The sequence below is a fragment of the Aquipseudomonas alcaligenes NBRC 14159 genome (assembly GCF_000467105.1).
Lineage (GTDB): Bacteria > Pseudomonadota > Gammaproteobacteria > Pseudomonadales > Pseudomonadaceae > Aquipseudomonas > Aquipseudomonas alcaligenes.
This window is the reverse complement of the sequence record NZ_BATI01000018.1, coordinates 78,064-91,833: the sequence shown is the minus strand read 5'-3', so window position 1 is coordinate 91,833 and position 13,770 is coordinate 78,064. Positions and strand designations below refer to the sequence as shown.

10 protein-coding genes are annotated in these 13,770 nt (G+C 67.1%); 2 read left to right on the top strand and 8 right to left on the bottom strand.

Annotation, left to right across the window (positions count from 1 at the left end; genetic code table 11):
* Positions 1 to 186: 186 nt before the first annotated feature.
* The 3 genes from putA to PA6_RS12010 form a co-directional block, all read right to left on the bottom strand.
* Complete coding sequence (putA, locus tag PA6_RS12020; RefSeq protein ID WP_021701195.1) at positions 187 to 4,122, bottom strand: trifunctional transcriptional regulator/proline dehydrogenase/L-glutamate gamma-semialdehyde dehydrogenase; 3,936 nt, start codon at positions 4,120 to 4,122, stop codon at positions 187 to 189.
* Positions 4,123 to 4,364: 242 nt separating this feature from the next.
* Positions 4,365 to 7,436 (bottom strand): efflux RND transporter permease subunit, encoded by a 3,072-nt coding sequence (locus tag PA6_RS12015; protein ID WP_021701194.1) that lies wholly within the window; start codon positions 7,434 to 7,436, stop codon positions 4,365 to 4,367.
* A gap of 3 nt (positions 7,437 to 7,439) precedes the next feature.
* Positions 7,440 to 8,543, bottom strand: coding sequence for an efflux RND transporter periplasmic adaptor subunit (locus PA6_RS12010; protein ID WP_021701193.1), 1,104 nt, complete (start codon positions 8,541 to 8,543; stop codon positions 7,440 to 7,442).
* A 93-nt stretch (positions 8,544 to 8,636) separates the two neighbouring features.
* On the opposite strand from PA6_RS12010, the gene PA6_RS12005 reads away from it, so the two are divergent.
* On the top strand, positions 8,637 to 9,275 hold the full coding sequence (locus tag PA6_RS12005; RefSeq protein WP_021701192.1) for a TetR/AcrR family transcriptional regulator: 639 nt from the start codon (positions 8,637 to 8,639) through the stop codon (positions 9,273 to 9,275).
* Here PA6_RS12005 and PA6_RS12000 read toward each other — a convergent pair.
* Complete coding sequence (locus tag PA6_RS12000; RefSeq protein ID WP_021701191.1) at positions 9,266 to 10,051, bottom strand: class I SAM-dependent methyltransferase; 786 nt, start codon at positions 10,049 to 10,051, stop codon at positions 9,266 to 9,268. The genes PA6_RS12005 and PA6_RS12000 overlap by 10 nt on opposite strands.
* Positions 10,052 to 10,157: 106 nt before the next feature.
* Between PA6_RS12000 and PA6_RS22505 the strand changes: the two genes are divergently transcribed.
* On the top strand, positions 10,158 to 10,925 hold the full coding sequence (locus PA6_RS22505; protein WP_021701190.1) for a hypothetical protein: 768 nt from the start codon (positions 10,158 to 10,160) through the stop codon (positions 10,923 to 10,925).
* On the opposite strand, the gene PA6_RS11990 is transcribed toward PA6_RS22505, so the two are convergent.
* From PA6_RS11990 to adk, 4 genes are all read right to left on the bottom strand, one after another.
* A complete protein-coding gene (locus PA6_RS11990) occupies positions 10,922 to 11,776 on the bottom strand; it encodes a DUF72 domain-containing protein (protein WP_021701189.1) in 855 nt (284 codons plus the stop codon). The genes PA6_RS22505 and PA6_RS11990 overlap by 4 nt on opposite strands.
* On the bottom strand, positions 11,776 to 12,120 hold the full coding sequence (locus PA6_RS11985; RefSeq protein WP_021701188.1) for a hypothetical protein: 345 nt from the start codon (positions 12,118 to 12,120) through the stop codon (positions 11,776 to 11,778). The genes PA6_RS11990 and PA6_RS11985 overlap by 1 nt, the downstream gene beginning before the upstream one ends.
* Before the next feature lie 91 nt (positions 12,121 to 12,211).
* Positions 12,212 to 12,892 (bottom strand): tRNA (adenosine(37)-N6)-threonylcarbamoyltransferase complex dimerization subunit type 1 TsaB, encoded by a 681-nt coding sequence (gene tsaB, locus PA6_RS11980; protein WP_021701187.1) that lies wholly within the window; start codon positions 12,890 to 12,892, stop codon positions 12,212 to 12,214.
* Positions 12,893 to 12,979: 87 nt separating this feature from the next.
* Positions 12,980 to 13,627: an adenylate kinase gene (gene adk / locus PA6_RS11975; protein ID WP_021701186.1), complete on the bottom strand. Its 648-nt coding sequence runs from the start codon at positions 13,625 to 13,627 to the stop codon at positions 12,980 to 12,982.
* Positions 13,628 to 13,770 lie beyond the last annotated feature (143 nt).

The window sequence follows — 13,770 nt, the reverse complement described above, 5'->3', positions numbered from 1 at the left end:
CTTCGTACCGGGCGGGTAAGCCCCCACGGTGGGTGTACGCTGCGTGGCACCGGGCGGAGAACCGCCGGCACCGGGAGTGGGCGCCTCGCGGCGCCCGGGAACTACGGGTGTTGCGCCAGCATGCCAGGGAAAGCTTTCAGCACGCTTTCCCTGGCGCGACCTGTTCGGTCAGCTGTCGCGTGGGTTTCAACCGATGGTCATCAGGCTGGCGTTGCCGCCGGCCGCCGCGGTGTTCACGCTCAACGCATGTTCGATCAACAGGCGCTCCAGCGGGATGTCGGTCTCGCCCTTGTTGAGGCCGTGCACGCTGACGATGGCGCCCTTGCGCTGGGCGGCCTGCTGGCTCACCTCGCGCAGCTGGTCGGAGTCACCGTGATGCAGGATGGCGTCGAACTCGGCGTCGATCGCCGTCCAGTCGGCCACCGTGGCGATGCGCTTCTGCACCTCCTTGGGCAGCGCGGCGAGCAGCTCGCGCTGGCGCTCCGGCAGCAGCGCATGGCTGCCGACGGCCAGGGTCGCGGCCAGTTGCGCCAGCAGGTCGCTGCGCTCCTCGGCCAGGCACAGCACGCGCTCACGCGGCAGCAGGGTGTAGGTGTTGCGCTCGCCAGTCGGGCCGGTCAGCACATGGCTGGTGTAGCTCTGCGACAGCTCGCCGTACTGCTGGAACAGCGTGGCCACGGCCGGCTCTTCCTTGGCTGCCCAGGTGGCGAAGGCGGCACGTGCCTTCTCCAGCTCGGCCGGCGCGCCCAGAGCATGCACGTTGTCGCCCTTGAGCTGCTGGGCCACGGCATCCTGCGGGCGGGTCGACAGCAGGCGGTACAGGTACAGCGGGCCGCCGGCCTTCGGGCCGGTGCCGGACAGGCCTTCACCCCCGAACGGCTGCACGCCGACCACGGCGCCAACGATGTTGCGGTTGACGTAGAGGTTGCCGACCTTGGCACTGTCCACCACCTGGGCGATGGTCTCGTCGATGCGGGTGTGCACGCCGAGGGTCAGGCCGTAGCCGCTGTCGTTGATCTGCTGCAGCAGGCTGCCCAGCTCAGCACGCGGGTAGCGCACCAGGTGCAGGACCGGGCCGAAGATTTCGCGCTTCATCTCGTCGAAGCTGTCCAGCTCGATCAGGGTCGGCAGCACGAAGGTGCCACGCTTGATCTCGTCGGCATCGGCACGGGCGGCCTGGAATACCTTGCGGCCCTTCTCGCGCATGGCGGCGATGTGCGCCTCGATACCGGCCTTGGCCTCGGCGTCGATCACCGGGCCGATGTCGGTGTGCAGGCGCTCCGGCGAGCCGATGCGGTATTCGGCCATGGCGCCCTTGAGCATTTCCAGCACGCGGTCGGCAACGTCGTCCTGCACACACAGCACGCGCAGGGCCGAGCAGCGCTGGCCGGCGCTGTCGAAGGCGGAGCTGACCACGTCGATCACCACCTGCTCGGCCAGGGCCGAGGAATCGACGATCATGGCGTTGAGGCCACCGGTCTCGGCGATCAGCGGGATGGTGCGGCCCTGGGCGTCCAGGCGCCCGGCGATGTTGCGCGCGAGGATGCCGGCCACCTCGGTGGAGCCGGTGAACATCACGCCGCGCACGCGCTCGTCACCCACCAGGCGGGCACCGACGGTTTCACCACGGCCCGGCAGCAGCTGCACGGCACCGCCAGGCACGCCGGCGTCAAGGAGGATGCGCACAGCCTGGGCGGCGATCAGCGGGGTCTGCTCGGCCGGCTTGGCCAGCACGGTGTTACCGGCGGCCAGAGCGGCAGCCACCTGACCGGTGAAGATCGCCAGCGGGAAGTTCCACGGGCTGATGCACACCACCGGGCCCAGCGGGCGGTAGCTGTCGTTGCTGAAGGTACGCGCCTGCGCCGCGTAGTAGCGCAGGAAGTCCACCGCCTCGCGCACTTCGGCGATGGCGTTGGCGAAGGTCTTGCCGGACTCGCGCACCAGCAGGCCCATCAGTTGCTGGATCTCCGCTTCCATACGGTCGGCGGCGCGTTCCAGCACGGCGGCGCGCTCGGCGGCCTGGGTCGATTGCCAGATCTGCCCGCTGGCCTGGGCGCAGAGGATCGCGCTCTTGACGTCAGCCTCGCTGGCTTCATGCACATGGCCGACCAGGTCGCGGTGATCGGCCGGGTTGCGCACCGGCTCGGCCGGGCCCGGGTTCGGCGTGTCGCAGCCAAGGATCGGCGCGGCAACATAGGCGGTATTGGTGGACGACAGCAGCGCCGAGCTCAGCGAGCCCAGGCGGTGCTCGTTGGCCAGGTCGATGCCTTCGGAGTTCAGGCGCGCGTCGCCGTACAGGTCACGCGGCAGCGGAATGCGCGGGTGCGGCAGACCGAGGGTGCCTTCCTGCGCGGCCATGCGCTCGACCTGCTCGACCGGGTCCAGCACCAGTTCCTTGAGGGAAATGCTGTGGTCGGCAATGCGGTTGACGAAGCTGGTGTTGGCGCCGTTCTCCAGCAGGCGACGGACCAGGTAGGCCAGCAGCGTTTCGTGGCTGCCGACGGGTGCGTAGATGCGGCACGGACGGTTGAACTTGCCGTCGGCGACCTTGCCCACCACCTGCTCGTACAGCGGCTCGCCCATGCCGTGCAGGCACTGGAACTCGTACTGGCCCGGGTAGTAGTTCTGCCCGGCGATCTGGTAGATGGCCGACAGCGAGTGGGCGTTGTGGGTGGCGAACTGCGGGTAGATGGCTTCCGGCACCGCCAGCAGCTTGCGTGCGCAGGCGATGTAGGAGATGTCGGTGTACGGCTTGCGGGTGTACACCGGGTAGCCTTCCAGGCCTTCGACCTGGGCGCGCTTGATCTCGCTGTCCCAGTAGGCGCCCTTGACCAGGCGGATCATCAGGCGATGGCGGCTGCGCTTGGCCAGGTCGATGACATAGTCGATCACGTACGGGCAGCGCTTCTGGTAGGCCTGGATGACGAAGCCGATGCCGTTCCAGCCGGCCAGCTCAGGGGCGAAGCACAGGCGCTCGAGCAGGTCGAGGGAGATTTCCAGGCGGTCGGCTTCCTCGGCGTCGATGTTCAGGCCGATGTCGTACTGCTTGGCCAGCTTGGTCAGGCCCAGCAGGATCGGGTACAGCTCGTCCATCACGCGATCGTACTGGGCGCGGCTGTAGCGCGGGTGCAGCGCGGACAGCTTGATCGAGATACCCGGGCCTTCGTAGATGCCGCGGCCATGCGAGGCCTTGCCGATAGCGTGGATGGCCTGCTCATAGGACGCCAGGTAACGCTTGGCGTCATCCTCGGTCAGCGCGGCCTCGCCGAGCATGTCGTAGGAGTAACGGAAGCCCTTGCTCTCCATGCTGGAGGCATTGGCCAGGGCCTCGCCGATGGTCTCGCCGGTGACGAACTGCTCGCCCATCAGGCGCATGGCCATGTCCACGCCCTTGCGGATCACCGGCTCGCCGCTCTTGGAAATGATGCGATTGAGCGCCGAGGTCATGCCGGCTTCGTTGTGGGTGGACACCAGCTTGCCGGTGATCAACAGGCCCCAGCTCGCCGCGTTGACGAACATCGACGGGCTCTGGCCAAGGTGCTGGCTCCAGTTGCCGTTGGCGATCTTGTCGCGGATCAGCGCGTCACGGGTGGCCTTGTCCGGGATGCGCAGCAGCGCCTCGGCCAGGCACATCAGCGCCACGCCTTCCTGCGACGACAGCGAGAATTCCTGCAGCAGACCCTGCACCAGGCCCTGGCGGCCGCCAGCGCTCTTCTGGTTGCGCAGCTTCTCGGCGATGCCGAGGGCCATCTTCTGGGTGGCTTCGGCCTGATCCTGCGGCAGGCGCGCCTGCTCCAGCAACATCGGCAGCGCTTCGGTCTCCGGGCGACGATAGGCACCGGTGATGGCCGCGCGCAGCACGGACTGCGGCAGGATGCTTTCGGCGAAGTCGAGGAACACCTGCAGGGCCTGCTCGCCCAAGTTCTCCAGCGCTTCTTCGCCGGCGGCAGCGGCCAGACCGGAATGTTCGGCCGGGGTCAGACCACCTTCCACCTGTTCCAGATAGTTGAAGATCGCCTGTTTGATCAGCCAGTGCGGCGTGCGATCGAGGGACTGGGCAGCTTGCTTCAGACGTTCACGGGTGGCGTCGTCGAGTTTCACGCCAAGGGTGGTGGTGGCCATTGCTTATCCTGTTTCGGTTGAGTGCGCTGCGGCGCGTGGCGGAAGAGTAAACCTCTCGCAGGAAAAGGTGCAACCTAGTGCAACCAATGCTTCCGACGAGAGGCAAGCCAAGTGCAACCAATATCTCGAACAGAGCTATAGACAACCTTAGACCTACACCGCCAGCTTGCAGCACCAACCGATAGGCGCCCGCCATAAACGAAAAAGCCCGGCACGGGCCGGGCTGATTCTTAACGCTGCGCTTAGCGCTCCACTTCCTTGACCCTGAACCAGGCCGCGTACAGCGCCGGCAGGAACAGCAGGGTCAGCGCCGTGGCGACGATCAGGCCGCCCATGATGGCCACCGCCATCGGCCCGAAGAACACGCTGCGCGACAGCGGAATCATCGCCAGTACCGCCGCCAGGGCGGTCAGCACGATGGGACGGAAGCGCCGCACCGTGGCCTCGATGATGGCATGCCAGCGATCCTGGCCGGCGGCGATGTCCTGCTCGATCTGATCGACCAGAATCACCGAGTTGCGCATGATCATGCCGGACAGGGCGATGGTGCCGAGCATGGCGACGAAGCCGAACGGCTGCTGGAACACCAGCAGGAACAGGGTCACGCCGATCAGCCCGAGCGGCGCCGTGAGGAACACCATGGCCGTGCGCGACATACTCTTGAGCTGCAGCATCAGCAGGGTCAGCACCACCAGGATGAACAGCGGGACACCGGCGTTGACCGACTTCTGCCCGCGCGCCGAGTCCTCCACGGTCCCCCCCACCTCCAGCAGGTAGCCGTCGGGCAATGCGGCGCGGATCGGCTCCAGTGTCGGCATGATCTGCTTGACCAGCGTCGCCGGCTGTTCGTTGCCATAGATGTCACCGAGGATGGTCACGGTCGGCAGGCGGTCGCGCCGCCAGATCACGCCCTCCTCGAAACCGTATTCCAGGGTGGCGACCTGCGACAGAGCCACGCTCTTGCCGCTCGCGGTCGGCACCGCCAGGCTAGGTAGCAGCTCCAGCGCCTGGCGCTCGCGCACCGTGCCGCGCAGGAGGATCTCGATCAGCTCGTTGTCCTCGCGGAACAGGCTGACGCTGGAGCCGGTCAGCGAACTCTGCAGGAAGCTCGACAGGTCGGCACTGCTCACGCCCAGGGCGCGGGCGCGCTCCTGATCGATGTTCAGGTAGACCACCTTGCTCGGCTCTTCCCAGTTCAGGTGTACGTTGGCCACGTGGCTGTTCTCGCGCACCTTGGCCGCCACCTCGCGGGCGATGGCCCGTACTTCGTCGATGTGCTCGCCACTGACCCGCAGCTGGATCGGGAAGCCCACGGGCGGGCCGTTTTCCAGACGCGAGACACGGGTGCGGGCGAACGGGAAGTCCTCGTTCATCACCTCGATCAGCCAGGTGCGCAGCTTCTCGCGGTCCTCGATGCTCTTGGCCAGGATGACGAACTGGGCGAAACGGGTCGCTGCCAGCTGCTGATCCAGCGGCAGGTAGAAGCGCGGCGAGCCGGTGCCGACATAGGCCACGTAGTTGTCGATGCCTTCGTGGGCCTTGAGCTTGGCCTCCAGGCGCTTGACCTGCTCCTCGGTGGCCTGGAGCGACGAGCCCTCGGTGAGCTTGATGTCGACCATCAGCTCCAGGCGTCCGGATGCCGGGAAGAACTGCTGCGGCACGAAACGGAACAGCAGCAGCGAGACGACGAACAGGCCGATAGTGACCAGAATCACCGTCTTGCGCCGGCGCACGCACCACTCCACCACCTCGCGCACGGTCTGGTAGAAGGTGGTCGAATACGGGTCGTGGCCCTGTGCGCTGCCACCATGCTTCTTCGCATGCAGCTTGGCCAGGTCCGGCAGCAGGCGGTCGCCCAGGTAGGGCACGAAGACCACGGCGGCGATCCAGGACACAATCAGGGCAATGGCCACCACCTGGAAGATCGAGCGGGTGTACTCACCAGTGCCGGACTGCGCAGTAGCGATCGGCAGGAAGCCGGCGGCAGTGATCAGCGTGCCAGTGAGCATCGGGAAGGCCGTGCTAGTCCAGGCGAAGCTGGCCGCGCGCAGGCGGTCGTAGCCCTGCTCCATCTTGATCGCCATCATCTCCACCGCAATGATCGCGTCGTCCACCAGCAACCCGAGCGCCAGCACCAGTGCGCCCAGGGAAATCTTGTGCAGACCGATGCCGAAGTAATGCATCAGGGCGAAGGTCATCGCCAGCACCAGCGGGATGGACAGCGCCACCACCAGGCCGGTGCGCAGGCCGAGGGAGAAGAAGCTCACCAGCAGCACGATGATCAGCGCTTCCACCAGCACGCGGACGAACTCGCCCACACCGGTTTTCACCGCGGCCGGCTGATCGGACACCTTGTGCAGCTCCATGCCCAGCGGCAGGGTTTCCTGCAGGCGCGCGAACTCGCGCTCCAGGGCCTCGCCCAGCACCAGGATGTCGCCACCGCTCTTCATCGACACGGCGATGCCGATGGCATCCTCGCCCATGAAGCGCATGCGCGGCGCAGGCGGATCGTTGAAGCCGCGGTGCACCTCGGCCACGTCACCCAGGCGGAAGGTGCGGTCGCCGACGCGAATGGGGAAATCGCGAATCTCGTCGACCGAGGTGAAACGTCCGGACACGCGCATCTGCACGCGGTCGGTGGGCGTCTCGAAGAACCCCGAATACGCCACCGCGTTCTGCTCGTCCAGCGCCTGCTGCACCGCTGCCAGCGGCAGCCCCAGGGTGGCCAGCTTGACGTTGGACAGCTCGATCCAGATCTTCTCGTCTTGCAGGCCGATCAGCTCGACCTTGCCGACGTCCTTGACCCGCTGCAGCTGCAGCTGCAGGCGGTCGGCGTAGTCCTTCATCACCGCGTAGTCGAAGCCTTCGCCGGTCAGCGCGTAGATATTGCCGAAGGTGGTGCCGAACTCGTCGTTGAAGAAGGGACCGCGAATGCCGGGCGGCAAGGTGTGGCGGATGTCGTTGACCTTCTTGCGGATCTGGTACCAGAGCTCGGGAATGTCCTTGGAATGGATATTGTCGCGAGCCATGAAGGTGACCACCGACTCACCCGGGCGCGAATAGGAGTTGATGAACTGGTAGTCACCGGTCTCCATCAGCTTCTTTTCGATGCGCTCGGTGATCTGCCGCGAGACTTCCTCGGCAGTGGCGCCCGGCCAGTCAGTGCGCACCACCATGGCCTTGAAGGTGAAGGGCGGGTCCTCGCTCTGGCCGAGCTTGGTGTAGGACAGCGCACCGATCACCGCCAGCACGATCATGAAGTAGCGCACCACGCTGCGGTTGCGCAGTGCCCATTCGGAGAGGTTGAAGGACATGGCTTACTCCTTGCCGACCAGCGCAACCACGCGGTTGTCGCGGTCCACCGGACGCACCTTCTGCCCGTCGAGCAGCACGTGCACACCGGCAGCCACCACCCAGTCGCTCTCCTTCAGGCCCTCCAGGATCGACACGCGCTCCTGGCCGTAGGCGCCGACCCGCACCGGGGTGCGCACGGCCTTGGACTCCTTGGGATCGATGATCCAGACGAAGGGCTTGCCCTTCTCCGCGCTGAGCGCGGACAGCGGCACCGACAGCGGTACCTCGCCGTCAGCGGTGATCGAGACACGGGCGCTCTGCCCTACCTCGGCCTTGACCTTGGGATCGCTGAAAGTCACACGCGCGGCGAAGGTGCGCGACTGCGCGTCAGCGGCCGGCGACAGCTCGCGGATGCGCCCGGGGAACTGCTTGTCCGGTTGCGACCACAGCTCGATGCTGACTTCCTGACCGATGCGGAAGCGCTCCAGGGCATGCTCGGGCACGCTGATCAGCACTTCGCGCTCGCCGTCGGCAGCCAGGGTAAACACGGTCTGGCCGGCGGCCACCACCTGGCCCACCTCGCCCAGGCGACGGGCGATCAGGCCGTCCTGGGAGGCACGCAGCACCGAGTAGCCGGCCTGGTTGCTGGCCACGTCGAACTCGGCCTTGATCTGCTTCACCCGCGCCTCGCCGGCACGGTACTGGTTCTCCACCGTGTCGAACTGCGACTGGCTGATCAGCTGGCGGGCCAGCAGGGTCTTGTAGCGGTCGCGCTCGGAACGCACCAGCTTGAGGTTGGCCTCGGCGGCGTTGAGCTGGGCGCGGGCGGCCTCCAGCTGCAGCTTGACGTCCTGCGGGTCCAGTTCCGCCAGCGGCTGGTCCTTGCGCACCCGGTCGCCGGCGTCCACCAGGCGCTTGGCGATCTTGCCCCCAATGCGGAAGGCCAGCTCCGGCTCGAAGCGCGCGCGTACTTCACCGGGGTAGGTATCCACCGCGTCCGCCGCCGGCAGCGGCTGCACCACCATGGCCGGGCGGGCCGGCGCCTCGACGGTTTCACCGTTGCCACAGGCAACCAGCAGGGAGATCAGCGACAGCGGCACAGCGAGGGACAAGGCATGACGGAGCATGATGGCGACCTTTCGCAAAAAGATGCTTGGAATACTTATACTGAGCGGTATAGTAAAAATAGCGTACTCACCAGTCCAGTATTAAAAAGCCAAATGTCCGACAAATCTTTTCCGCCCGCCGGTGGCCCCGGACGTCCCAAGGACCCGGCCAAGCGCCTGGCCATTCTCGAAGCGGCCAAGCGCCTGTTCATGCAGAACGGCTACGACGGCAGCAGTATGGACGCCATTGCCGCCGAGGCCGGGGTCTCCAAGCTCACGGTGTACAGCCATTTCACCGACAAGGAGACGCTGTTCGCCTGCGCGGTGGAATCCAAGTGTGCGGAACAGTTGCCACCGCTGTTCTTCGAACTGCGCCCGGACAGCAGCATCGAACAGGCCCTGCTGGCCATCGGCCGCGGCTTCAATGCGCTGATCAACAGCGAGGAGTCGCTGTCCATGCACCGCCTGATGGTGGCTCAGGGCGCACAGAACCCGCAGTTGTCGCAGCTGTTCTTCAACGCCGGTCCGCAGCGCGTGATCGACGCCATGCAGCACCTGCTGGAACAGGCCAACGCGCGCGGCCAGCTGCAGGTCGACAACCCGCAGCACGCCGCCGAGCACTTCTTCTGCCTGATCAAGGGCGGCAGCCACTTCCGCCTGATGATCGGCGTGGTGGCCCCGCCCAGCGCGGCGCAGGCCGAGGAGCATGTGCAGGAAGTGGTGCGCTTGTTCGTGCGCGCCTATCAGCCCTGAGGCTTGAGCGCCTTCTTGGGGTAGATGTCGTAGCGACTGGACTTGCCTTCCAGCGCATAGCTGGGCTTGGCACCCTCAATGATCGGCGCCTTGCGCGGGCGCTTGACCACCACCCGGTGGCTGGCCAGGGCCAGCGCCGCCTGTAGCAGCGCCGGGGCATCCAGGTCATCGCCCACCAGCGGGCGGAACAGGCGCATTTCCTTCTTCACCAGCGCGCTCTTGTCGCGGTGCGGGAACATCGGATCGAGGTAGATCACCTGCGGCGGCTCGCCCTGCCAGTCGCGCATCAGCTCGATGGCATTGCCCTGCAGCAGGCGCATCTGCGCGGCGATGGGCGCCACCTCGGCATCCCGCTGCGCGCGCGCCAGGCCATCCTCGAGCAGCGCGGCGATGATCGGCTGGCGCTCACTGAGGGTCACGGCACAGCCCAGGCTGGCCAGGACGAAGGCGTCGCGCCCCAGGCCGGCAGTGGCGTCCAGCACGCGCGGGCGCACGCCCGGCTGCACGCCGACCGCCTTGGCGATCATCTGCCCGCTGCCGCCGCCATAGAGCCGGCGATGGGCCACGGCCCCCTCGACGAAATCCACCCGGATCGGTCCCGGCGCCTGCGGGCCCAGCTCGGCCAGCTGCAGGCCCTGCTCGCCCAGCTGCAGGGCGAACTCGGCCTGACCGGCCAGCGGCAGCCCCAGGCGCGCGGCCCACTGCGCAGCCTCGGCGGACAGGGCCGGATGCAGGGCCTCGACCCGGATTCTGGTTATAGGCCGTTCGTCGCTCATCAGGAAATATGCTCAAAAAACGCTCAAAAGACGCGGCACCAGGCCGATATAGGACTGTGCCCTATTCTGCCAGACGCGGCCCACGGCGACCGCACCGAGTTCCCGCATGTTCGATGCCCTTTCCGCCCCACGCCCGTCCGCGCTGGACAAGCAGCTCGACGCCGGCCTGCGCGACTCCCTCGACTACCAGATCCTGCGCCGCACCCTGATGCCCAAGGGCGAGCAGCCCGCGCCCGAGGCGGCAGCCGCCGAGATCGAGGAAGCGCGCAGCGCCCCGCCCGCAGCACAGGCCCCGGCGGATGCCGCCGCCCAGGCCGCCAGCTTCCAGCAGGTGCTGCAGCAGCGCGAGCTGGAGCTGAACGTGACCGCCAACCCGCAGCCACAGAAAACCGACCCGCTGGTGCTCGACCTGGCCGGCAACGGCTTCGCCACCCGCGGCCTGGACGATACCGTGCGCTTCGACCTGGACGCCGACGGCCGCAGCGACCGCATCAGCGCGCCCAGCGGCGACGACGCCCTGCTGGCCCTGGATCGCAACGGCAACGGCCGCATCGATGACGGCCGCGAGCTGTTCGGCGACCAGAACGGCGCCGCCAGCGGCTTCGCCGAACTGGCCAAGTATGACGACAACGACGATGGCCGCATCGACGCCCAGGACGCGGTGTTCGAACGCCTGCGCCTGCTGCGCTTCGACGCCGAGGGCCGCCAGCACAGCCAGAGCCTGGGCCGGGCCGGGGTCGCCGCCATCGAACTGGGCGCGCGCGACGTCAAGATCGCCCTGGGCGCCTACGACGAGATCGCCCAGCTAGGCCGCTTCGAGTTCGCCGACGGCCGCAGCGGCCAGGCCGCCGACCTGCTGCTGGCGCGGCGCTAGATCAGCCCCAACTGCTCCACTTCAGGCTCGGACCGCGCCAGCGCCGGCAAGCCAGGCAGGCGCTGCATCAGCGCACGATGGAAACGCAGCGCCTGTGCTGCGGCCAGCTGATTGTCCGGGGTATGCAGGAACACATGGGGCGTCAGGCCCTGCCCTATCCAGTCCGCCACCTTGTCCAGCCAGGGCTCGAGAAAGGCCTGATTGGCCTCGAGGTCCGGGCCGCCGACGAAACGCAGCTGCGGGCTGGCGCTGAAAGCAGTCGGGCGCAGCGGCAGGCGCGGCTTCTTCGCCTGGGCATGCAGCACCGCCGGATCACGCGAGGTGCAGGCAAACAGCGCCCGTGAGTCCAGGCAGATACGCTCCACGGCGCGAGCCTGCAGCTCGCGATTGAGCAGGCGCTCCTCCTCGCCGCGGGCAAAGAAGAGCGGATGACGCAGCTCCACGGCGATGGCACGGTCGGTGAATTCGTCCAGCCAGGCCAGCAGCTCGCCCAATCGCTCCGGGCCGAAGCTGGCCGGCAACTGCAGCCAGAGCGGCGCCACCCGCTCGCCCAGCGGTGCCAGCAGCCGCAGGAAATCCACCGTGGCGGCAAAATGCTCGCGCAGATCGCCGCCGTGGCTGATATCGCGCGGCAGCTTGGCGCAGAAGCGGAAGGCAGCGGGCATCTGCTCGGCCCAGCGCTGCACAGTCTGCGCCGTAGGACGGGCATAGAAGGTGGTATTGCCCTCGACCGCGTTGAAGGTCGCGCAATAGTGGGCCAGGGTCTCGGCGGGACGCAGAGCGGCGGGATAGAAGCTGCCGCGCCAGGCCGGCTCGTTCCACGACGGGCAGCCGATGAAGTAGGGCAGCATCAGGCGTAGAGGTCTAGACCCAGGACTTCGCTGGCATCGCGCTCTTCGGTGAATCCGGCGGTATTGCCGTAGGCGGCCAGGGCCTGGTTGGCCTTGGCGCTGAGGCCACGCTGCTGGGCGAAGCCATCCTGGTAGCGCGCCGGCAGGCTGTCGCTGCTGGCATTGCCGGCCTGCACCCGGCGCGGCTGGGCCAGTTGCTCGTAGCCCTGGGTAGCGGACGGCGATGCCGGCTGCTCGCGACGTTCCTCGACCTCGCGCTGGCTTTCGCGCAAGGGCGTGACCGCACTGCCCGGGCGGGGGCTGCGATCCAGCGAATAGGAAGAAGAGAGGCCGTCGATACGCATCGGTTACTGCTCGGTAGACGTGGAAAGCAATGTAGCGGCGACGGATACAAATGGCAATTTCCCGGCGCCAGCCGGCAGATGGCAGGCCACCTCAGACCGGCTGCTTGGGTGTCGCCACGTTGTCGCGCAGGTAAACAGGCTGCGCCTGGTCGGCCGGCAAGGCCTCGCCACGCGCCCAGGCGAAAGTGGCCAGGCTGAGCAGATCCTGCGCATGCGGCAACATGGCTGGCTCACTGCCGCAGGGCTGCAGCGCGATGCGCGCGCCATAGGTGCCCCAGCCGGTGCCAGCGGCGAACCAGTCGCCGCTGGCACCGCGCGGCAGCTGCGCCAGTTCGGGCGCCAGCACGGCCTCGAGCCCCTGCAGGCACATCTCGCCCTGCTCGGCGGCATAGCAGCCCCAGTAGACCTCGTCCATGCGCGCATCGATGGCGGCAGCGACCTGCTGCGCGCCGTGCTCGCGCAGAGCGCGCTGCGCCAGCACGGCCAGGTTGGAGACCGGCAGTACCGGCCTGTCGAGGGCGAAGGCCAGGCCCTGGACCACGCCGATGGCGATACGCACGCCGGTGAAGGCACCGGGACCGCGACCGAAAGCGATGGCATCCACCGCCGACAGGGCCAGACCGGCTTCGCCGAGCAGCTCCTGGATCATCGGCAACAGGCGCTGAGCGTGCAGGCGCGGCGCCACTTCGTAGTGGCTGAGCACCTTGCCGTCGTGCAGCAGGGCGACCGAGCAGGCTTCGGTGGCGGTATCCAGGGCCAGCAGAGTGGTCATCGAGGTATCCGGTCAGGCAGACAAAGGGCGGCATTATAAACGCCAACGGCCCGCAATAGCGGGCCGTTGGACAGAGCGATCAGCCGATCAGCTGAGGGCTTCGAGCACCTTGGCGGTGATCTCGTCCACCGAGCCAACGCCGGCGATGGCGCTGTACTTCGGCGTGCCTTCGGCGGCGGACAGCTTCTGATAGAAGTCCACCAGCGGTTTGGTCTGCGAGTGGTAGACGGACAGGCGGTGACGCACGGTCTCCTCGGTGTCGTCCTTGCGCTGGACCAGTTCTTCACCGGTCACATCGTCCTTGCCCTCGACCTTCGGCGGGTTGTACACGACGTGGTAGACGCGGCCGCTGGCCTCGTGCACCCGGCGGCCGGCGATGCGCTGGACGATTTCTTCGTCGTCGACAGCGATCTCGACCACGTTGTCGATACTCACGCCAGCTTCCTTCATGGCCTCAGCCTGGGGAATGGTGCGCGGGAAGCCGTCGAACAGGAAGCCGTTGGCGCAATCCGGCTGGGCGATGCGCTCCTTGACCAGGTTGATGATCAGGTCGTCGGAGACCAGACCACCGGCGTCCATCACGCTCTTGGCCTGCAGGCCCAGCTCGGTGCCGGCCTTGACGGCGGCGCGCAGCATGTCACCGGTGGAGATCTGCGGAATACCGAACTTCTTGGTGATGAAGCCAGCCTGGGTACCTTTACCGGCACCGGGCGCCCCCAGCAGAATCACGCGCATCGAAGTGCTCCTCAAAAAATAAGACAGAAAAGTCGTCGGACTCGCCTCATGGGGCCAATCTCGTTAATTGGGTTTCCGCGTCACTGAGCGGCGAAAGGATGGCCACGATACACAGCGCATCAAGGCTGCACAAGCCACCGAAA